The sequence below is a fragment of the Streptomyces kanasensis genome, assembly GCF_043077165.1.
GTDB lineage: Bacteria > Actinomycetota > Actinomycetes > Streptomycetales > Streptomycetaceae > Streptomyces > Streptomyces changanensis.
On sequence record NZ_JBIBSF010000005.1, the window covers coordinates 64,231 to 84,929 of the forward strand.

General features: G+C 74.4%; 19 protein-coding genes and 1 pseudogene. 12 read left to right on the plus strand and 8 right to left on the minus strand.

Going from position 1 to position 20,699, the window contains the following annotated elements:
• Positions 1–129 precede the first annotated feature (129 nt).
• Together ACF053_RS14385 and ACF053_RS14390 are read right to left on the minus strand one after the other, a co-directional pair.
• Positions 130–1,191 carry a C40 family peptidase gene (locus ACF053_RS14385; RefSeq protein ID WP_391954168.1) on the minus strand — a complete coding sequence of 354 codons (1,062 nt, stop codon included), beginning with the start codon at positions 1,189–1,191 and terminating at the stop codon, positions 130–132.
• 434 nt (positions 1,192–1,625) lie between these two features.
• Positions 1,626–2,444: a class I SAM-dependent methyltransferase gene (locus ACF053_RS14390; protein ID WP_391954169.1), complete on the minus strand. Its 819-nt coding sequence runs from the start codon at positions 2,442–2,444 to the stop codon at positions 1,626–1,628.
• 631 nt (positions 2,445–3,075) lie between these two features.
• Here ACF053_RS14390 and mshA point away from each other — a divergent pair.
• Positions 3,076–4,437: a D-inositol-3-phosphate glycosyltransferase gene (mshA, locus tag ACF053_RS14395; RefSeq protein WP_391954170.1), complete on the plus strand. Its 1,362-nt coding sequence runs from the start codon at positions 3,076–3,078 to the stop codon at positions 4,435–4,437.
• Positions 4,430–4,918, plus strand: a complete 489-nt coding sequence (locus tag ACF053_RS14400; protein WP_391954171.1) for a type III secretion system chaperone family protein — start codon at positions 4,430–4,432, stop codon at positions 4,916–4,918. The genes mshA and ACF053_RS14400 overlap by 8 nt, the downstream gene beginning before the upstream one ends.
• A gap of 214 nt (positions 4,919–5,132) precedes the next feature.
• On the opposite strand, the gene ACF053_RS14405 is transcribed toward ACF053_RS14400, so the two are convergent.
• Positions 5,133–6,656 (minus strand): MDR family MFS transporter, encoded by a 1,524-nt coding sequence (locus ACF053_RS14405; protein ID WP_391954172.1) that lies wholly within the window; start codon positions 6,654–6,656, stop codon positions 5,133–5,135.
• Positions 6,657–6,772: 116 nt separating this feature from the next.
• Between ACF053_RS14405 and ACF053_RS14410 the strand changes: the two genes are divergently transcribed.
• Complete coding sequence (locus ACF053_RS14410) at positions 6,773–7,534, plus strand: phosphoglyceromutase (RefSeq protein ID WP_391954173.1); 762 nt, start codon at positions 6,773–6,775, stop codon at positions 7,532–7,534.
• A gap of 186 nt (positions 7,535–7,720) precedes the next feature.
• On the opposite strand, the pseudogene ACF053_RS30245 reads toward ACF053_RS14410, so the two are convergent.
• A pseudogene (locus ACF053_RS30245) lies at positions 7,721–7,894 on the minus strand (site-specific integrase); the annotation flags it as partial.
• Positions 7,895–7,897: 3 nt separating this feature from the next.
• Positions 7,898–8,338 carry a hypothetical protein gene (locus ACF053_RS14420; RefSeq protein ID WP_391954175.1) on the minus strand — a complete coding sequence of 147 codons (441 nt, stop codon included), beginning with the start codon at positions 8,336–8,338 and terminating at the stop codon, positions 7,898–7,900.
• A gap of 216 nt (positions 8,339–8,554) precedes the next feature.
• Here ACF053_RS14420 and ACF053_RS14425 point away from each other — a divergent pair, with 216 nt between their 5' ends.
• A complete protein-coding gene (locus ACF053_RS14425; protein WP_391954176.1) occupies positions 8,555–9,484 on the plus strand; it encodes a LysR family transcriptional regulator in 930 nt (309 codons plus the stop codon).
• 221 nt (positions 9,485–9,705) lie between these two features.
• The gene (locus tag ACF053_RS14430; protein ID WP_391954177.1) at positions 9,706–10,359 is read left to right on the plus strand and encodes a histone deacetylase; all 654 of its coding nucleotides are present in this window, start codon (positions 9,706–9,708) and stop codon (positions 10,357–10,359) included.
• A gap of 178 nt (positions 10,360–10,537) precedes the next feature.
• Here the strand turns inward: ACF053_RS14430 and ACF053_RS14435 are convergent, their stop codons facing one another.
• Positions 10,538–10,687: a hypothetical protein gene (locus ACF053_RS14435; RefSeq protein ID WP_391954178.1), complete on the minus strand. Its 150-nt coding sequence runs from the start codon at positions 10,685–10,687 to the stop codon at positions 10,538–10,540.
• A 132-nt stretch (positions 10,688–10,819) separates the two neighbouring features.
• Positions 10,820–11,500, minus strand: coding sequence for a phosphate signaling complex protein PhoU (gene phoU, locus ACF053_RS14440; RefSeq protein ID WP_058945344.1), 681 nt, complete (start codon positions 11,498–11,500; stop codon positions 10,820–10,822).
• A 196-nt stretch (positions 11,501–11,696) separates the two neighbouring features.
• Between phoU and ACF053_RS14445 the strand changes: the two genes are divergently transcribed.
• Both ACF053_RS14445 and ACF053_RS14450 read left to right on the plus strand, forming a co-directional pair.
• Positions 11,697–12,935 (plus strand): sensor histidine kinase, encoded by a 1,239-nt coding sequence (locus ACF053_RS14445; RefSeq protein ID WP_391954179.1) that lies wholly within the window; start codon positions 11,697–11,699, stop codon positions 12,933–12,935.
• Entirely contained in the window at positions 12,932–13,612 is a 681-nt protein-coding gene (locus ACF053_RS14450) for a response regulator (RefSeq protein ID WP_391954180.1), read from the plus strand. Before ACF053_RS14445 ends, ACF053_RS14450 begins: the two co-directional genes overlap by 4 nt.
• A 237-nt stretch (positions 13,613–13,849) precedes the next feature.
• Here ACF053_RS14450 and ACF053_RS14455 read toward each other — a convergent pair whose 3' ends face one another.
• Positions 13,850–14,521, minus strand: coding sequence for a DUF461 domain-containing protein (locus ACF053_RS14455; protein WP_391954181.1), 672 nt, complete (start codon positions 14,519–14,521; stop codon positions 13,850–13,852).
• A gap of 681 nt (positions 14,522–15,202) precedes the next feature.
• Here ACF053_RS14455 and ACF053_RS14460 point away from each other — a divergent pair.
• The 5 genes from ACF053_RS14460 to rlmB all read left to right on the plus strand — a co-directional run bounded on the left by ACF053_RS14460 (position 15,203) and on the right by rlmB (position 20,629).
• Positions 15,203–15,685: a CarD family transcriptional regulator gene (locus ACF053_RS14460; RefSeq protein WP_003953493.1), complete on the plus strand. Its 483-nt coding sequence runs from the start codon at positions 15,203–15,205 to the stop codon at positions 15,683–15,685.
• 354 nt (positions 15,686–16,039) lie between these two features.
• Entirely contained in the window at positions 16,040–16,810 is a 771-nt protein-coding gene (gene ispD, locus ACF053_RS14465) for a 2-C-methyl-D-erythritol 4-phosphate cytidylyltransferase (RefSeq protein WP_391954182.1), read from the plus strand.
• Positions 16,800–17,312, plus strand: a complete 513-nt coding sequence (gene ispF, locus ACF053_RS14470; protein WP_391954183.1) for a 2-C-methyl-D-erythritol 2,4-cyclodiphosphate synthase — start codon at positions 16,800–16,802, stop codon at positions 17,310–17,312. The genes ispD and ispF overlap by 11 nt, the downstream gene beginning before the upstream one ends.
• A gap of 881 nt (positions 17,313–18,193) precedes the next feature.
• On the plus strand, positions 18,194–19,594 hold the full coding sequence (gene cysS, locus ACF053_RS14475; protein ID WP_391954184.1) for a cysteine--tRNA ligase: 1,401 nt from the start codon (positions 18,194–18,196) through the stop codon (positions 19,592–19,594).
• 84 nt (positions 19,595–19,678) lie between these two features.
• On the plus strand, positions 19,679–20,629 hold the full coding sequence (rlmB, locus tag ACF053_RS14480) for a 23S rRNA (guanosine(2251)-2'-O)-methyltransferase RlmB (protein ID WP_058944150.1): 951 nt from the start codon (positions 19,679–19,681) through the stop codon (positions 20,627–20,629).
• Positions 20,630–20,699: the final 70 nt, after the last annotated feature.

The window sequence follows — 20,699 nt, forward strand, 5'->3', positions numbered from 1 at the left end:
TCGGCGGCATATGCCGCGCATGGGGAGGTAGTTGGCGCGCTCCCCATGAGAAACATCACGCGGTCGGCGGAGCCCCGCGGACGGTCGCCCCTCGCGGCCGTGAGCCGCGCCACTGTGTCCTGAACGCCCCTACTTGTCCGGTCGGACCACGCCGAGGATCGGCATCGAGCCGGCGCCCGCGACCGTGATGTCCCGCCCCGGTCGCGGGGCGTGCACCATCCGGCCGTCGCCGACGTAGATCCCCACGTGGCTGGCGTCCGCGAAGTAGATGATCAGGTCGCCGGGACGCAGGTCCCGCACCGCGACGCGCGGCAGGAGCCGCCACTGCTCCTGCGACGTGCGCGGTATGCCCCGCCCCGCCGCGCCCCAGGCCCGCAGGGTGAGCCCCGAGCAGTCGAACGAGTCCGGGCCTTCGGCGCCCCACACGTACGGCTTGCCGATCTGCGCGGTCGCGTACGCGATGGCCTTCCTGCCCTCGGCGGTCGCACTGCTGCCGATCTCCCGCAGGGCGCCGGAGGCGAGCCACTTGGCCTGCGCGTCGTTCTGCGCCTGCCGCTCCAGCTCGCGCAGCCGTTCCCGCTCGGCGACCTCCAGGCGGGACTCCAGCCGCTCCGCAGCCGCGATCCTGTCCTGTATGAGCTTCTTCGTCCGGGCCTGCTTGACGCGGTTCGCCTCCAGTCGGCCGTACTCGGCGCTGGCGTCCCTGGTGTACGTCTCCAGGTCGTCCTGGCGCTTCTGGAGCTCGGTCAGCAGGTCCCGCGTGGCCTTCTGGCCCTGCACGACGCGGTTGGTGCTCTCCAGGAAGAGGCGCGGGTCGTCGGTGAGGACGAGCTTCGCCTCCTCGGGGATGCCGCCGTTGCGGTACTGGGCGCGAGCCGCGGCTCCCGCCCGTCTCTTCAGGTCGTCGATCCGCTCCTGGCCGTCGACGATCGCCTTCGACAGCCGCACGATCTCCGCGGACTGCTTCTTCGCCTGCTCCTCGGCGAGGTTGTACGCGTCCGTGGCGGAGGCGGCCTGCCGGTACAGGGCGTCGATCTCGGCGCGCACCTCCTCCAGGCTCTTCTTCGGTGCCACCGGGGCGCCGGCGCCCGGTGACGGTGTCGGCGCGGGCGCGGCGTGCGCGGGCCCCGCCAGCACGGTCAGGGCGCACACCACGGTGATCGCGACAGAGACGCAGCGGCGTCGGTTCACAAGCTCTCCCCCTCCGGACGTCGACCGACCAGGCGGCACCGCACCCCATCTGATTTACCGTCAGTAACTTTCGGTGCCCCGGCGATCGTGCCATGTAGAACGCGAAAGTAACAGGGTCGTGGAGCGGCGCCGGCCCCACTGTCCACAGGCTGCCCACAGGTGGCGCCACCAGGGCGGGTTGTCCACAGGCCGCCCCTCGCGGACGGGCCCGGGGCCCTACACTCCCGCACCCGCCGGCCCCGCGTACCCGCGTCCCCCGCGGCCGCACCTGCAGGGCGTACCGGAGCCCCGCGTCCGCGCCCGAGCGCCCCGCGTCCGCACCCGGGCGCCCGCGTCCCGGTGCTTCGCGTCCGCACCCGGCCGCCCCGCGGCGGGCTGGACCGCCGCGCGCGCTAGGCTCCCGCGCCCCGCGGCGGGCTGGACCGCCGCGCGCGCTAGGCTCCCGCGCCCCGCCATCCGCGCGGCGCCAACGCTTCCCAACGCACCGTCAACTCCCCCTGCCGCCACCGCCTCCGGCCGTCGACCAGGGGCCACCGCGCGCCCAGTGCCGCCGCCGTCGCGATCCAGCGCTGCCGGGCGCCGAGGGAGGCGTACGGGGCGGCGGCCGCCCACGCCCGGTCGAAGTCCCGCAGGAAGTCGTACACGGGCTCACCCGGCACGTTCCGGTGGATGAGCGCCTTGGGCAGCCGCTCCGCCAGGTCCGACGGCCGCTCCAGCGAGCCCAACCGCGTGGCGAACGTCACCGTGCGCGGCCCCTCCGGCCCGAGCGCCACCCACACGTGCCGGCGCCCCACCTCGTCGCAGGTGCCCTCCACCAGCAGCCCGTCCGGCGCCGTGAGCCGGCCGCACAGGCGCGCCCACACCTCCCGGACCTGGTCCTCGTCGTACTGGCGCAGCACGTTCGCCGCCCGGATCAGCGACACCGGCCCGTCGACCGGCACCTCGAAGCCCCCGTGCGCGAAGGACAGGCCCTCGCGCGCGAAGGGGCGTGCCGCCGCCACCCGCGCGGGGTCGATCTCCACGCCCACCACGCGCGCGCGTGGGTCCGCGTCCCGCCGCAGCCGCTCCAGCAACTCGACGGCCGTCCAGGGCGCCGCCCCGTACCCGAGGTCCACGGCGACCGGCGGGGCGTCCGCGCGGCGCAGGGCGGGGCCGTGTTCGGCCGCGATCCAGCGGTCCATGCGCCGCAACCGGTTCGGGTTGGTGGTCCCGCGAGTGGGGGTGCCGACAGGTCGGGTCGTACGCGGGGCCATGGGGACGAGCGTAGACGCTCCCCATCGGGCCGCCGGGGGCCCGGCCACCGCCGGAGGGCGACCCGGGGCGCCCGCCCCGCGCCCCCGTGCCACCCGCAGCGCCGGCCCGCCCCCCGCGCCCCCGCACCCCCGTGCCACCCGCGGCGCCGGCCTGCCCCCGTGCCCCCGCGCCTCCCCGCCCGCCCCGGCCCCGCACACCCGGCCCCGCACCCCCGGCCCCCGTGCCCCCGCGCCTCCCCGCCCGCCCCGGCCCCGCACACCCGGCCCCGCACCCCCGGCCCCCGCGCCCCCGTGCCACGCCCGCCCCGCGCCCGGATACGCCCCGGCACCGCCCCCGGCGCGCACCGCCCTCGCCGCCCCGGACGCGGACCCGCCCCAGCCGCCCCCGGACCACCCCCGCCTCGCCCGCCCCGCGCCCGGGGCCCGCCACGACCCGCCCCGACCCCCGTAATGAATTGGCAAAGAGGGAAATGAAAGGAGCCCTTCCACTGTTGTGCGCCAACGGGAGAGGAGTACGCGCCTCCCCTCCGCCATGCCCCTACGCCCGCACATCCGGCCCCGGGAACCGGCCCACAGGTCCGGAACACGGGTCCCGGCCCGGCCCCAGACCCTGAGCGGAAGGACCGACGACGTGAGCCAGTACGTGTCCCGGCTCGCCGGCACCCTGGTACCGCCGCCCCGGCTCCGGCTGCCGGGCCGCCACCGCGGCACGCGCGGGCACCGCGTCCCCCGGCGCATCGCCATGCTGAGCGTCCACACGTCCCCGCTGCACCAGCCGGGCACGGGCGACGCCGGCGGCATGAACGTCTACATCGTGGAACTGGCGAAACGTCTCGCCGCGATCGACATCGAGGTGGAGGTCTTCACCCGCGCCACGGCCGGCGGGCTGCCACCGTCCGTGGAGCTCGCCCCCGGCGTCCTCGTGCGGCACGTCGACGCCGGCCCCTACGAGGGCCTCAACAAGGAGGACCTCCCGGCCCAGCTGTGCGCCTTCACCCACGGCGTCATGCGTGCCTGGGCGGGCAACCGGCCCGGCCACTACGACCTGGTCCACTCCCACTACTGGCTCAGCGGCCACGTCGGCTGGCTGGCCGCCGAACGGTGGGGCACGCCCCTCGTGCACGCGATGCACACGATGGCCAAGGTCAAGAACGCGTCGCTCGCCGAGGGCGACACCCCCGAACCGGCCGCCCGCGTGATCGGCGAGACGCAGATCGTGAGGGCCTCCGACCGGCTCATCGCCAACACGGCCGGCGAGGCCGACGAACTGATCCACCACTACGACGCCGACCCGGGGCGCGTCGCCGTCGTCCACCCGGGCGTCAACCTCGACCGGTTCCGACCCGCCGACGGCCGGGCTGCCGCCCGCGCCCGCCTCGGACTGCCGGCCGACGCGTTCGTGCCGCTCTTCGCGGGCCGCATACAGCCCCTGAAGGCCCCCGACGTGCTGCTCCACGCGGCCGCCCGTCTCCTGGCCGCCGAGCCGTCGCTGCGCGCGCGGATGGTCGTGCCCGTCGTGGGCGGGCCCAGCGGCAGCGGCCTCAGCAAGCCGGAGGGCCTGCAGAAGCTGGCGGCCCGCCTCGGCATCGCGGACGTCGTGCGCTTCCACCCGCCGGTCGCCCAGGCCGGGCTCGCGGACTGGTTCCGGGCGGCGAGCGTCCTGGTCATGCCCTCGCACAGCGAGTCGTTCGGACTCGTCGCGATCGAGGCGCAGGCGGCCGGCACCCCGGTCGTGGCCGCCGCCGTGGGGGGCCTGCCCGTGGCCGTACGGCACGGTGAGACGGGGTTCCTGGTCGAGGGCCACGACCCGGGCGACTACGCGCGCGTACTGGGCCGTTTCGCGGCCGACCCGGACCTCACCGGCCGCCTCGGGGACGCGGCGGCCCGCCACGCGCGGTCCTTCGGCTGGGACCGGGCCGCGTCGGCCACCGCCGACGTGTACGCGGCTGCGATGCACGAGCACCGCCGTCGCGTACGCTCGCCCCATGGCTGACGCACGGCAGATCATCGAGTCCGCACTGCACGACGCCGACCTGGCCTGGGAGTCACCGGAGCCCGGCTCGTACGTCGTCACGCTGCCCGGCACCAACAAGCTGTCCACCACGTTGTCCCTGCGCCTCGGCAACCACTCGCTGTCGCTGAACGCGTTCGTGATCCGCCACCCGGAGGAGAACGAGGCGGGCGTCCACCGCTGGCTGCTGGAGCGGAACCTCAAGCTGTACGGCGTCGGCTACGCCGTCGACGGCCACGGCGACATCTACCTCACCGGCAAGCTCCCGCTCTCCGCCGTCACGCCCGACGAGCTGGACCGGCTCATGGGCTCGGTCCTGGAGGCGGCGGACGGCTCGTTCAACACCCTGCTGGAGATGGGGTACGCGTCGGCGATCCGCAAGGAGTACGAGTGGCGGGTCTCGCGCGGCGAGTCCACCCGCAACCTCGACGCCTTCAGCCACCTCACCCAGCCGTCCGACTGACCCCGGCACCCCGCCCCGCCCCGCCCCCGGCACCTCCCGCCCGGACGCCCCGCGACCGTCACGGTGGCCACCCCGGCCCCCCGCCACCGCGACGTGGCGACCGCGGCGCCCCCCGGCCGCCCGGATCCCCGCCCCCGGGTACACGCCCGGGGGCGTACGGCACCCCCGTGTCCGTACGCCCCCGGAACCCTCGCCGGCCGACCGCCCCGCGCGCTCAGACGGCGCCGGCACGTCCCGCCGCGGCCCCACCGTCACCGGCCCCGGCCGCCGCGGAGGCCGTCGCCGCCCCGGCAGCGGGAACGACAGCCGCCGGGGCCACGGCGTCCGCCGCGGTCTTCTGCGCGGGAACCTTCACCACCGCGGCGTCCACCCGCCCCGCAGCCTCCGGACCCACGGCCCCAGCGGGACGATCGGCCCCAGCGGGACCGACCGCCTCCACCGAACCATCCGCCCCGACAGCCGCGACCGGCCCCGCGCCGCCCGCGCCCCCGGCGCCGCCCGCCACCGCCCCGCGCTCCCGCTCGTCGGAGCCCAGGGCCCGTCGCAGCAGCGTCCCGTACCCGACGGCGGCGATCAGCGCGACGACCGCGCAGCCGATCCACAGCGCGGCCGGGCCCGGGCCGGTGGCGATCCAGCCGGCCAGCACCGGCGCCACGAACCCGCCCACGCCCCACGCCATGCCCATCACGCCCTGGTACCGGCCCCGGGCGTGCACCGGGGCGAGGCGGGCCGTGGCGGCGGCGTTGACCGGGATGTACACCATCTCGCCGATCGTCCACACGACCACCGTCGCCGCGAACGCCACCGGCGACCCCGCCAGCGCCGTCGCGCCGGTACCGGCGGCGAACAGCAGCGACGAGACGACGAGCAGCGCGACCGGCGAGCGCTTGTCGGTGATGCGGTTGACCAGCAGCTGGAAGCCGACGATCACCACGCCGTTCACCGCGATGACCATGCCGTACGCGTCCGGCTCCAGGCCCTGCGAGGTCATCGTCAGCGGCAGGCCGACCCACGGCGTGCTGAAGACCGTGCACACCAGCAGGCTCAGCAGCACCAGCGTGCGGAACGGTCCGTCCCGCAGCACGTCGAGCGTGGTCAGGCGCGGCTCGGCCGTGCTCTCGCCGTCCGTGCCGACCGCGGCCTCGGGACGGGTCTCCGGCAGCCGCATGAAGACGATCAGCGCGCACAGGACCACCGCGACCGCCTCGGCGACGAACAGCGCCCGGTAGCCGAAGACCAGGGCCGCGCCGCCGCCGGTCGCCGCGATGGCGAAGCCGAGGTTCAGCGCCCAGTAGTTCAGCGCGTAGGCACGGCGCCGGTCGTGCTCGGGCACCTGGTCGGCGATGGTCGCGCCGATCGCGGGCCGCACCGACTGCATCGCGACGCCCATGACCAGCACCACCGCGGCGACCGCCCAAGGGCTGGTCACCACCGCGAGGGCCGCGGCGCACGCGGCGGCCGCCAGATGGCCGGTGACCATCGTCGGCCGGCGCCCCCACCGGTCGCTCAGCATGCCGCCCAGCGGCGAGCCGGCGATGCCGCCGAGGCCGTGCAGCGCGACGACGAGCCCCGCGTACCAGCCGGAGAAGCCCAGCTCCTGGGTGAGGAAGAGCGAGAGGAACGTCAGGACGAACGCGCCCGTCCGGTTCACCAGGGTCGACAGCCACAGCCACCAGAACCCGGGTGGGAGCCCCGAGACGGTGGCGCGTGCTGAACGTATGAGCGGGACGATGGACACGCGAGCTCCCCCGTAAGTGGCTGATTGCTGTAACGGAACTTACGAGCCCACGTGCGTCGAGGCCACTCAATTGACGCGGACCGTCAAGCGTCGGAGCGTCCACTAATCTCGTACGCATGGCCGACGCACCGTACAAGCTGATCCTCCTCCGCCACGGCGAGAGCGAGTGGAACGCGAAGAACCTGTTCACCGGCTGGGTGGACGTCAACCTCACCGAGAAGGGCGAGAAGGAGGCGGTCCGCGGCGGTGAGCTGCTGAAGGACGCCGGGCTGCTCCCCGACGTCCTGCACACCTCGCTCCAGAAGCGCGCGATCCGCACCGCGCAGCTCGCCCTGGAGGCGGCCGACCGCCACTGGATCCCGGTCCACCGCTCCTGGCGGCTGAACGAGCGCCACTACGGCGCCCTCCAGGGCAAGGACAAGGCGCAGACGCTCGCCGAGTTCGGCGAGGAGCAGTTCATGCTGTGGCGCCGCTCGTACGACACCCCGCCGCCGGTCCTCGCCGACGACAGCGAGTTCTCGCAGGCCCGCGACGCGCGCTACGCCACCATCCCGAGCGAGCTGCGCCCGCGCACGGAGTGCCTGAAGGACGTCGTCGAGCGCATGCTGCCGTACTGGTACGACGGCATCGTCCCGGACCTCCTGGCCGGCCGCACGGTCCTGGTCGCCGCCCACGGCAACAGCCTGCGCGCCCTGGTCAAGCACCTGGACGGCATCTCCGACGCCGACATCGCGGGCCTCAACATCCCGACGGGCATCCCCCTGGCGTACGAGCTGGACGCCGACTTCAACCCGCTCACCCCGGGCGGCACGTACCTCGACCCGGCCGCCGCCGCGGCCGCCATCGAGGCCGTGAAGAACCAGGGCAAGAAGAAGTAACCCCACGAACAAGCCCCCTACCTGCGGTTTCTCCGTCGGGAGGGGGCTTTTCGCTGCCTCTGGGCCGTCTCCGGGCCGTCAGGGCGACGGGGCCGTGCGCTCTCCGGGCTCCGGCTCCTGTCCCCACTCCGCTCCGGCGCCGGCGCTCTGGAGCACAGCGACAGCGGACCGGGCCCTGTAGGCGGGGTACTCCGCGAGGGCCTTGGTGTTCTCGCCCGCGTCCGGGAACACCGAGGCGTGGAAGTGGCGGAGGGCGTGCATGCCGTTCTCACCGGACTCCGCGGCCGGCCTCGCTCGGGCCCGGGGGATCACGCCGGCCGCGGCAAGCTCCGGTTTCCACGCCTTCTCGTTGAGCGACGTGGCTCAGCCCTGCCGCTTCATCGCCTCGTCCAGCCACTCGTCGATGCCGTTGAAGTTCAGTCGGGCGTTGTTGCCGACGATGGCGGCGGGGCCGACGTACTTGGAGGGGCCGTAGCAGCCCCGGGTGGCGCCCGCCCCGAGCGGCGAGGGGGCGCAGTCCACGTGGCCACCGAAGTTCGTGGTGATCTCGCCCTCGATGTCGATGGTGACGCTCGCCTTGTTCTGGACGACCAGGACGGTCTGCGCGTAGTTCGCCGCGTTGATGACGTTGCAGGTCTTGAAGAAGACGTTCTTCGAGCCCTTGTGGTCGTAGTACTTCGTGCAGTGCCAGGTGGAATCGGTGTCCACGGCCTTCCACTTGACCTCGTCGGCGCTGGCCGGCGAGGCGGTGAACGCGAGCGCGCCGGCCATCGCGCCGACCAGTGCGACCTTCTTGAGACGCATGATGTGCCTTCCCCTCGATCTGTGGCATGCCCCGGGAGTACCCGGGCACGCGGAACCATCCGTGACCGGACGGGCGTTGACCGGCCGGCGCCGTCGACGGGCAGGTCGACTCCCCGTGGCGCCAGGCCGGGACCCACCCTCCTCTACGCTGGCCGACCGAACAACGCCGAACTCCGCACGGCACTCATAAGCGGTGATGATCAATCGGGGGGTGCGATGGAACTGCGGGACATCGAGATCTTTCTGACCCTTGCGGAGGAGCTGCACTTCGGCCGGACCGCGGAGCGGCTCCACCTTTCCCAGGCACGGGTCAGCCAGTCGATCCGGCAGCAGGAACGCCGCCTGGGCGGTGCCCTGTTCGACCGCAGCACCCGGACAGTCGCGCTGACCCGCTTGGGGGAGCGCCTGCGGGACGACCTCGAACCGGGCTTCGGACTGATCCGGGCGGCCGTGGACCGGGCCGCCGTGGCGGCGCGTGGCTGTTGCGGGACCGTGCGGCTGGGGGCGATGGGCGCCCTGCCGTCCGAGCTCACCTGGCTCGTGGACGCGTACCGTGCCCGGTACCCGGAGTGCGGTGTGGAGTTCGTGGAGTTCCACTTCAGCGACCCGTTCGTGAAGCTGCGCACCGGTGAGGTGGACGTGCAGCTGATGTGGCTGCCCGTGCCGGAGCACCGCTTCCGCGGTGGCCCGGTGGTCCTGACGGAGGGCCGGGTCCTGGCCGTCGCCGAGGACTCGCCCCTGGCGGCGCGGAGCTCGGTGTCCATGGAGGACCTGGCCGGCCGGACGGTCCTCGACCCGGGTGAGCAGGTGCCCCCGGAGTGGTTCCGGGCCATGTGTCCCGACCGCACTCCCGGCGGACGGCCGATCCACCGCGGTCCGCGGGCGCGCACCTTCCACGAGATCCTCGCCCTGGTGGCGGCGGGGCGCATCGTCTGCCCCCTCAACGGTCACGTCCCGCGCTACTACAGCTACCCCGGCGTCACGCTGCTGCCCATCGACGACGCCCCGCTCACCGAATGGGCTCTGGCACTGCCGGACCCGGCCCCCGCACCCCACGTCCAGGCCTTCGTCGACACGGCCCGCGACCTCGGCCCCCGCCGGATCGACGACCACACCACCCCGGCGGCCACGCGCCGAGTCCGCTGACGCGCTGCCCGCCGTCCGCACGGCGGCCGGGGCGCCGGCCTCCGGCCCGCCTCCGGTCGGTCGCGGCACCGCCGTGACGTACGCGCCCGGCCCGCCGCCTCCCCGGGTGGGCGGTACGGCCGCCGGGCCCGGCGGCGGGCCGGCAGCATGGCGGTGTGGGTGTGGTGGTGAGGACGCCGGAGCCCCCGCGAGCCGGGGCGGGGGACGGGACCGCGGCCCGGGTGGGGCGTACCGGTGTCTGGTACCTGGCTTACGGGTCCAACGCCGATCCGGGCCGGCTCGGCTGCTACCTGCGGGGCGGGCGGCCCGAGGGCGGGCGGCGGGTGTACCCCGGGTGCCGGGACCGGGCGGCACCGCGGGCGAGCGCGGCCGTGGAGGTGCCCGGGGCGGTGTACTTCGCCACCGAGTCGCCCGTGTGGGGCGGCGGCCGGGCGTTCTACGACCCCACGGTCCCGGGCGGGCCGGTGCTGGCCCGGGCGTACCTGATCACGCCGGGGCAGTTCTCGGACCTCGCCGCCCAGGAGATGTACCGCACGCCCGGGCAGGGCCCGGACCTCGACCTGGCGGGCGTGCTCCGCGACGGTCGCGCCGTGCTGGGGGACGGGCGGTACGAGACGCTCGTGTGCGCCGGGCTGCTGGACGGGCGTCCGCTGCTGACGTTCACGGCCCCCTGGGCGATGGGCGAGGTCCCGCCGAACCCGCCCTCCGCCGCGTACCTGCGGTGCGTGGCGCGCGGTCTGCTCGGCGCGGGCGCCTGGGACGCCCGGACGGTCGCCGGCTACCTCGCCGCCAGGCCGGGTGCGGCGGGGTGCTGGACGGCGGGGCAGGTCCTGGACCTCGCCGGGTGCGGGCAGGGCCCGGCGGGAGGCGGATGACACGGCGCTCACGGTGAGCTGCCCCTGGTGCGCTGCTCTTGGTGCGCTGCTTCCGGTGTGCTGCTGCCGGGGTGACCCCGCGCCCGGGACACGCACGGGCCCCGCGCCCGGGACACGCACGGGGCCCCGCGCCGGGGATCTTCCCGGCGCGGGGCCGTCGTGCGGGTGCGGTGTGGCGCTAGCCGCAGCTGCCGCTGCACGAGCAGGGGCCGCCCGACTGGCAGCCGCAGCTGCAGCCGGAGCCGCAGCCGCAGGCACCGAGCAGGGGCAGGCTCACCACCTCGTCCGGCGCGTCCTGCTGGGGCTGGGTCGTGGGGGAATCGGCCATGGGTTCCTCCTCAACGGCGGGCGTGTGTTCGCCTCGTCACCCATTGGAAGCCCCCCGACGAGGGCGCATCAACGGCGCACGGAGGCGCCGGCCCGGGCCCGCGCCCCCACCGCACCACCTGGCGCCCCCGCCTCAGGCGCCCTCGACCGGGGCTTCCGGGAGCTGGAGCTCGTCGGCGTGCTCGCCCGTCACCAGGTACACCACGCGCTTCGCCACCGACACCGCGTGGTCGGCGAACCGCTCGTAGTACCGGCCCAGCAGCGTCACGTCGACCGCCGTCTCGATGCCGTGCTTCCAGCGGTCGTCCATCAGGTGCTGGAAGAGCGTGCGGTGCAGCAGGTCCATCTCGTCGTCGTCCTGCTCCAGCTGGAGCGCCAGGTCGACGTCCTTCGTGATGATGACCTCCGCCGCCTTGGCCATGAGGCGCTGCGCGAGCTGGCCCATCTCCAGGATCGTCGCGTGCAGGTCGCCCGGCACCGCCCGGTCCGGGAACCGCAGCCGGGCGAGCTTCGCCACGTGCTGCGCCAGGTCGCCGGAGCGCTCCAGGTCGGCGCTCATCCGCAGCGACGTCACCACGATCCGCAGGTCCGTCGCCACGGGCTGCTGCCGGGCGAGCAGCGCGATCGCGCGGGCCTCCAGGTCGTGCTGCAGGTCGTCGACCTTCTGGTCTGCGGCGATGACCGCCTCGGCCAGCTTCAGGTCCGCGTCGAGCATCGCCGTCGTGGCGCGCCCGATCGCCGATCCGACCAGCCGGGCCATCTCGACCAGCCCCTCGCCGATCGAGTCCAGTTCCTCGTGGTACGCGTCCCGCATGGATGTCCCTCTCTCACTACGCTCGGGGTCCGGGTGGGGCTCGGACCCCACGCTCCCACGTTCGGACGGTCACAAGTCGAGGGCCTCCACCACAAGTGAACCGGCACCGTCCCCTCGGTGAACTCTGAGCGACGACTGTTCGAGCAGCCACTCGGACGGCTGGGAGAGCGCCCGTGACCATGCCTAACCTGGGTGCATGGACGTGAACGCGGCGGTCGCCGCAGCGGCAGCGATCGCCGGGTTGCTCACCGGCGTCATCGCCATGCTCGCGTTCCGGTGGAGCGAGCGCGACCAGGCGAGGCCCAGCCGGACCTCCCTGCACACCGACGCCGTGCTGCCGCCCGGTGTGGACACGGTGCTGTCCGTGCTCCGCTCCTCCGCGGTCGTCCTCGACGAGAGCGACTCCGTGGTGAAGGCCAGCTCGGCGGCGTACGCGCTCGGACTGGTCCGGGGCGGCAAGCTGGCGGTGGAGGCCATGCTGCAGATGGCCCGCGACACCCGCCGCGACGGCGAGATACGCCAGGTCGAACTGGACCTCCCCCGGCGCGGCACCGGCCGCGGCGAGGCCCTCGCCGTCTCCGCGCGCGTCGCCCCGCTCGGCTCGCGGCTGGTCCTGCTGCTCGTCGAGGACCTGACGGAGGCCCGCCGCATAGAGGCGGTGCGCCGCGACTTCGTCGCCAACGTCAGCCACGAGCTGAAGACGCCCGTCGGCGCCCTCTCCCTCCTCTCGGAGGCCGTCATGGACGCCGCCGACGACCCCGAGGCGGTGACCCGCTTCGCCGGCCGCATGCAGATCGAGGCCACCCGCCTCACCAACCTCGTGCAGGAGCTCATCGACCTGTCCCGGGTCCAGAACGACGACCCGCTGGACGACGCCGAGCCCGTACGGGTCGAGGAGCTGGTCGCCGAGGCCATAGACCGCTCCCGGCACACCGCCACCACCAAGAACATCACCATGGCCGCCGGCGGCACCAGCGCGCTGCGCGTCTGGGGCCACCGCGGCCAGCTCGCCGCGGCGCTCGGCAACCTCGTCGAGAACGCCGTCAACTACTCCCCGGCCCACACCCGCGTCGGCATCGCCGCCCGCCGCGTCACCGCCCCCGGCGGCGACCTCATAGAGATAGCCGTCACCGACCAGGGCATCGGCATCCCCGACAAGGACAAGGAGCGCATCTTCGAGCGCTTCTACCGCGTCGACCCCGCCCGCTCCCGCGCCACCGGCGGTACCGGCCTCGGCCTGGCCATCGTCAAGCACGTCGCCGCGTCGCACGGAGGCGAGGTCACCGTATGGTCGACCGAGGGCCAAGGCTCCACCTTCACGCTCCGCCTCCCCGAGGCGGCCGCGCGCCGTGACCGCGTCAGCGACGGCGGCCGCGGTACCCCCGGCACCCCCACCACCAGCGATCCGCTCACCGCCCCGGAGGTCCATCCGTGACCCGAGTTCTTGTCGTCGAGGACGAGGAGTCCTTCAGCGACGTCCTGTCCTACATGCTCCGCAAGGAGGGATTCGAGGTCGCGGTCGCGACCACCGGGCCGGAGGGGCTCGAGGAGTTCGAGCGCAACGGCGCGGACCTCGTCCTGCTCGACCTGATGCTGCCCGGGCTGCCGGGCACCGAGGTCTGCCGCCAGCTGCGGAGCCGTTCGAACGTGCCCGTCATCATGGTCACCGCGAAGGACAGCGAGATCGACAAGGTCGTCGGCCTGGAGATAGGGGCCGACGACTACGTCACGAAGCCGTTCTCGTCGCGCGAGCTCGTCGCCCGCATCCGGGCGGTGCTGCGTCGCCGCGGCGAGCCGGAGGAGTCCACGCCGGCGGCCCTGGAGGCGGGCCCGGTGCGCATGGACGTGGACCGCCACGTCGTCACGGTGGACGGCGGCAAGGTCGACCTGCCGCTGAAGGAGTTCGACCTGCTGGAGATGCTGCTGCGCAACGCGGGCCGCGTGCTCACCCGCATGCAGCTCATCGACCGGGTGTGGGGCGCGGACTACGTGGGCGACACGAAGACCCTCGACGTCCACGTGAAGCGGCTGCGCGCCAAGATCGAGCCGGACCCGGGCGCGCCGCGCTACCTGGTGACGGTCCGCGGCCTGGGCTACAAGTTCGAGCCGTAGGCCGCCGTGTGACGAGCCGCGTGCCCGGGCGGGCACGCGGGAAGGGCGCCCCGCCGGTGAGACCGGTGGGGCGCCCTTCGCGTCGTTCGTGCGGGCCGCGTGTGCCGCGTCCGGGGCGTGCGCCGCGTCCGGGGCGTGGCCCGCATGCGGGCGTACGGGCCGCACGCGCCCTGTCCGGGGCGTACGGGCCGTGCGCGCCGGCGCCGCGCCGAGGGGGCGGCGCCGGGGCGGACGTCGTCAGTGGCCGTCGCCGCCCTCGGCGTGCGAGGCGCCGGCGGCCGGAGCGGACGGGGTCACGTTGCCGGTCGGCGTCGCCGACGGCGACACGGAGGCGGCGCCCGACGGGGAACCGGAAGGCGAGCCGGACGGGGAACCGGAAGGCGAGCCGGACGGGGCGGGCGCGCCGGAGGGGCCGAACCCCGCGTAGTAGCTCGTGGCCGGGACGACGATGGCCTTCAGCTTCACCTCGCCGCTCTCGCTGAACTGGAGGACGACCTCCTGGACGTCGCCGTCCTTCGTCTCTCCCACGCCGTCCGGGAGCTCCGCGGTGGCGTTGCCCGGGCCGCCGAGGACGAGCGAGGCGCCCGCGGGGATGGTGAGCGGGCCGGAGCCCTTGGAGGGCTTCAGCTCGGCCTGCGCGGAGCCCACCTTGACGGACTCCAGCGTCTCGGCCTTGGGGCCGTCGTTGAAGACGGTCACGGAGACGACCGCCGGGCCTTCGGCGTCGGCCTTCGGCTGGGTGATCACCAGGGTGTTCTGGACCTTGAGCTTGCCGACGGTGGCGCCGGCGGTGTCCGGCTTGATGCCGAGGGTCTGCGCGTCGTTGCCCGCACCGCATGCGGTGAGCGAGGCGATCGAGATCACGAGGGCGGTGGCGGCGATGGCGCCGCGTCGAAGGCTGCGGCTCACGGCGGCGGCAACTCCTAGACGTACGGACGGAGGACGGGCACGGTCGGTGGAACGGCGCGACCGTCCCTGTGCCGGACCGGCGGGACCGGACCATGGAGGGGCAGTCAGCGGGCTCAGGTTACCGACCCCGCGTCGACCTCCCGCACCCGACCCGCCCCTGTGGGCCCATCCGCCCGCGGCCCGATCGCCCCGCGACGACGCGGGACGACACCCGCCCGCGCGAGGCCCCCACGTGCCCCGCCGCGCCCCCGCCGCGCCCGCCGTCGCGCCACGCCCGACCCGCTCGTCTTCTCGCACGCCGTTCACATAACCGTCGTGATCAATTCCCCGACCCTCACGCATTCCCCGCGGAAAAGCCACGGTGATCAATTCGGGAATCCTCCGGCCACACCCCCGTGCGAGTGACCGACAACCGAACGGAGTACGGGAACTGGACACCGTCGAACCCGACAAACCGGGATCTTTCGCCCGTCCGGCCCCCCTCCCGGGGGGTGTGACGAAGCCGTTTCCGACCGCGTCCACAGCCGCTCCGACCTGCGAATACCGGCCCGCGGAAGCCCTCCGCAGCACGTTCGCGTTACTGTTGTCAAGCCCCGAGATATGCCCTGACCTGCGAAAACGCCATTCAGAAGAAGCCGTTCTCGTGTTACCCTGGATAGCCACGGAAGGGGTACCTGTCACATGACGTTCAAGGTTGGCGACACCGTGGTCTATCCCCATCACGGGGCCGCGCTGATCGAGGCCATCGAAACTCGTCAGATCAAAGGCGTGGACAAGACCTACTTGGTGCTCAAGGTCGCCCAGGGCGACTTGACGGTACGTGTACCGGCGGACAACGCGGAGTTCGTCGGCGTGCGCGACGTCGTCGGTCAGGACGGGCTGGACCGGGTCTTCGAGGTGCTGCGCGCACCGTACGCCGAAGAGCCGACCAACTGGTCCCGACGCTACAAGGCAAATCTCGAGAAGCTCGCGTCCGGCGACGTCATCAAGGTCGCCGAAGTGGTGCGCGACCTGTGGCGCCGTGAGCGCGAGCGCGGTCTCTCCGCCGGAGAGAAGCGGATGCTCGCGAAGGCGCGCCAGATCCTGGTCAGCGAGCTCGCGCTCGCGGAGAACACCAACGAGGACAAGGCCGAGGCCCTGCTCGACGAGGTCCTCGCGTCCTGACGTCGCCGAGCCCTCGGACCCTGACGGAACCCCGGAGCGTCGCCGCCACCGGGTCCTGAGCGCCGAGTGCCACGAGTGGATCGCCGCGTGTGCGGTTCGCCACCTGTGCGGTACGCCTCACATGTGAACGCTGAACGCAGTGATCACTGCCGCGGTGCCCGATGACATGCTGTGAGACCACAGTAGCGTCGCCGGGCGCTGCGGCATGTCCGCACGCGGACCGGCCCCGGGCTGACGACGGGCCGGGGGCGACCCGCTCGACCGGGGTCACGGAAGGGTCCGGTCGGGGCGTCTCGCCCGCGCTGTGGCCATACCCATGTCGGCCGAGTGAACAAACCTGCCGGAGTGCAACCGATGTCAGACGCAGCACCTCCCTCCCCCCGGGCCGCCGGCGCGGGAGGCACCCGCAGCACCGCGGTGGTCATCCCCGCTGCGGGCCGAGGCGTACGGCTGGGCCCCGGGGCCCCCAAGGCGCTCCGCACGCTGGGCGGCATCCCCATGCTGGTCCACGCGGTCCGCGCCATGTCCGCCTCGCGCGCCGTCTCCCTCGTCGTCGTCGTGGCGCCCCCGGACGACGTCGCGGGCGTACGGACCCTGCTCGACGAGTACCCGGCGCCCGAGCGCACCGAGGTGGTCGTCGTCGCCGGCGGCGCCACCCGCCAGGAGTCGGTACGGCTCGGTCTGGAGGCGCTGCCCGACACGGTGACCACCGTGCTCGTCCACGACGCCGCCCGGCCGCTCGTCCCGGTCGACACCGTCGACGCGGTCATCGAGGCCGTACGCGACGGGGGCGCGCCCGCCGTCGTCCCCGCCGTGCCGCTCGCCGACACGGTCAAGGAGGTCGAGCCGCACGAGGGCGGCGCGCCCGAGCCGGTGCTCGGCACGCCCGCGCGGTCCCGGCTGCGCGCCGTGCAGACCCCGCAGGGCTTCGACCGGGGGACGCTCGTGCGCGCGCACGCCGAGGTGACCGGCGAGGTCACCGACGACGCCGGCATGGTGGAGCGGCTCGGCGTCCGGGTCGTCGCCGTCCCCGGCCACGAGGAGGCGTTCAAGGTCACCCGGCCCCTCGACCTCGTCCTGGCCGAGGCGGTCCTCGCCCGCAGGAGGGTCAACGATGGCTTCTGAGCACCCCGCCGCCCCCGCCCCGCCCGTGCTGCCGCTCGTCGGCGTCGGCACCGACGTGCACGCCTTCGAGCGCGGCCGCGAGCTGTGGTGCGCCGGCCTGCTGTGGGAGGGCGAGGAATTCGGCCTGGCCGGCCACTCCGACGGCGACGTCGCCGCGCACGCCGCGTGCGACGCGCTGTTCTCCGCCGCCGGACTCGGTGACCTCGGCGCCCACTTCGGCACCGACCGCCCCGAGTGGTCCGGCGCGTCCGGCGTGACCCTCCTCGCGGAGGCCGCCCGCATCGTCCGCGCGGAGGGGTACGCCATCGGCAACGTCGCCGTCCAGGTGATCGGCGTCCGTCCCAAGATCGGCAAGCGGCGGGAGGAGGCCCGCGAGGCGCTGAGCGCGGCGGTGGGCGCGCCGGTCTCCGTCTCCGGCACGACGACGGACGGCCTCGGGCTGACCGGGCGCGCGGAGGGACTGGCCGCGATCGCCACGGCCCTGGTGTACCGCACCTCCTGAAGCCCGCCCCGGAGCGGCGGCCCCCTGGTGGAGGGCCGCCGCCCGTCCCGGCGTGGAGGACCCCCCAGCAGCAGACCCCCAGGCCGCCCGGCGCCCACCCTCCGGTCCGCGCCACGGCCCGCGGAGGGCCTGCCGTATCGGCGGCGCGGCGCCAGGCCGCGAAAGGGTGTGTGGCGCCCGGTCGGGAAGGGAGTGCGCTCCTGGCCGGGAAGGGCGGGCGGCGGCGTCCGGCGTACAACGGCACCCCGGGGTCGGGCCCTCCGCGCGCAGGGCGCCGCGAGAGCCCCGCAGCGAGCAGCCTCGGCAAGCCCCGACCGTCCGGCGCCTCCCCTCCGGGCCGCGCCACGGCCGCGGAGGGCCCGCCGTAACGGCGGGGCCCAGGCAGCGAAAGGCGGGCGGCGGCGTCCGGGTTCACGGCGCCCCGTGGTGGCGCCTCCGCGCAGGCGCTGCGGGAGGTCCCCGCAGCGAGCAGCCTCGGCGAGCCCCGGCCGTCCGGCGCCTCCCCTCCGGTCCGCGCCACGGCCGCGGAGCGCCCGCCGCCGGAGGGCGCCCGTGCCGCGAGAACGGGGTGCGCCGCCCAGGACGGGAAGGGCTGCGGTCCGGGTCGGGAAAGGGCGTGCGGCGCCCGGGACGGTGAGCGGGGTGCGGGGGCGTCCGGGGCGTCGGCACGCCGGGGCGGGCGCTCCGTGCAGGCACGTGCAGGCGCCGTGGAAGGGCATGCGCGCGCAGGTCGCGGCGGGGCTGCGGTGCCGCCCGGTCCGTGGAGGGACCGCCGTGGTGGCGGGGAGGGGTGGCGGAGCGGGCTGGACGGGGGCGCGGCCGGGGCGTGTTCCGGGGCGGACCGGCGTGGGGCAGTAGTGGGTGGCCACTACTCTGGACCCGTGACTATTCGGCTGTACGACACCAGCGCCCGGCAGATCCGCGACTTCACCCCGCTCAGTCCGGGCTGCGTCTCGATCTACCTCTGTGGCGCCACCGTGCAGGCGGCTCCCCACATCGGGCACATCAGGTCCGGGCTGAACTTCGACATCATGCGTCGCTGGTTCGCCTACCGGGGCTACGACGTGACGTTCGTGCGGAACGTCACCGACATCGACGACAAGATCATCGCGAAGGCCGCCGAGCAGGGCCGCCCGTGGTGGTCGATCGGGTACGAGAACGAGCGCGCGTTCAACGACGGGTACCGGGCCCTCGGCTGCCTCCCGCCGACCTACGAGCCCCGCGCCACCGGCCACGTCACCGAGATGGTCGAGATGATGCGCGGCCTCATCGAGCGGGGCCACGCCTACGAGGCGGACGGCAACGTCTACTTCGACGTGCGGTCGTTCCCCGGGTACCTGGAGCTGTCCCGGCAGGACCTGGACGAGCTGCGCCAGCCGTCCGGCGACGGCGAGACCGGCAAGCGCGACCCGCGGGACTTCGCCATGTGGAAGGCCGCCAAGCCCGGCGAGCCCAGCTGGGAGACCCCCTGGGGTCGCGGTCGCCCCGGCTGGCACCTGGAGTGCTCGGCGATGGCCCACAAGTACCTGGGCACCGCGTTCGACATCCACGGCGGCGGCCTCGACCTGGTCTTCCCGCACCACGAGAACGAGATCGCGCAGGCCAAGGCGTACGGCGACGCGTTCGCCGGGTACTGGGTGCACAACGCCTGGGTCACCATGAGCGGCGAGAAGATGTCCAAGTCGCTGGGCAACTCGGTGCTCGTCAGCGAGATGGTCAAGCAGTGGCGCCCGGTCGTCCTGCGCTACTACCTCGGCACCCCGCACTACCGTTCGATGATCGAGTACAGCGAGGAGGCCCTGCGCGAGGCGGAGTCCGCGTACGCCCGCATCGAGGGCTTCGTGCAGCGCGTCGTGGAGAAGGCGGGCCGGGTCGTCGAGCCGGCCGCCGAGGTCACCCCGGCCTTCGCCGAGGCGATGGACGACGACCTGGGCGTGCCGCAGGCGCTGGCGATCGTCCACACCACCGTGCGGCAGGGCAACAGCGCCCTCGCCGCCGACGACAAGGACGCCGCCGTGACGTGCCTCGCCGAGGTCCGGGCGATGCTGGGCGTCCTCGGCCTCGACCCGCTCGACCCGCAGTGGGCCGACGGGTCCGACCGCGGCGGGGAGCTGCACGGCGTCGTCGACGGCCTCGTGCGGGTCGTCCTGGACCAGCGGGAGGCCGCCCGCGCCCGCAAGGACTGGGCGACGGCCGACGCGCTGCGCGACCGGCTCGCCCAGTCGGGGCTGGTCGTCGAGGACGGCCCGGACGGCCCGCGCTGGACGCTGGGCGCCCGCTGACGCACTCTGGAACGTGCCGCCCGGCCCGGCCGGGCGGCACACTGACGTAGTACGACTGTGAAGTTTGACGGAGACAGGTAGGTCATGGCCGGGAACAGCCAGCGCAGGAACCGCCGCACCAGCAACAAGAAGGGCGCGACGGTCGGCAGCGGTGGCCAGCGGCGCCGGGGCCTGGAGGGCAAGGGCCCGACGCCGCCCGCGTCCGCCCGCAAGGGCCACGTGAAGAACCGCGTCGCCAACGCCAAGGCCCGCCAGTCCCAGCGCCGCCCGGTCGCCCGTCGCGGCGGCAAGGGCCAGTCGGAGATGGTCGTCGGCCGCAACCCCGTCTTCGAGGCGCTGCGCGACGGCGTACCGGCGACGACGCTGTACGTCCAGCAGTTCATCGACAACGACGAGCGGGTGCGCGACGCGCTGAAGCTCGCGGCCGACCGCGGCGGGATCAACCTCATGGAGGCCCCGCGCGCCGAGCTGGACCGGATGACCAACGGCCTCAACCACCAGGGCCTCGTCCTCCAGGTCCCGCCGTACGAGTACGCCCACCCCGAGGACCTCGCCGCGGCCGCCTTCGACGACGGCGAGGACCCGCTGATCGTCGCCCTCGACGGCGTCACCGACCCGCGGAACCTCGGCGCGATCGTCCGCTCGGTGTCGGCGTTCGGCGGCCACGGCGTCGTCGTGCCGGAGCGCCGTGCCGCGGGCATGACGGCGGGCGCCTGGAAGACCTCCGCCGGTACGGCCGCCCGCACCCCGGTCGCCCGCGCCACCAACCTGACGCGCGCCCTGGAGGCGTACCAGAAGGCCGGGCTGACCGTCGTCGGCCTCGCCGCCGAGGGCGAGACCGAGGTCGGCGACCTGGCGGCGCTGGAGGGCCCGGTCGTCATCGTCGTCGGCAGCGAGGGCAAGGGCCTGTCCCGGCTCGTCGGCGAGACCTGCGACGTCCTCGTCCGCATCGCCATGCCGGGCGGCGCCGAGTCGCTGAACGCCGGTGTCGCGGCGGGTGTCGTGCTGTACGAGGCGGCGCGCCGCCGCGCCTGACCCGTCCGCACCTTCCGTCACATCGTCCCGGGACCCGTCATGATCTTGACGGGTCTCGGACATTCAGGGG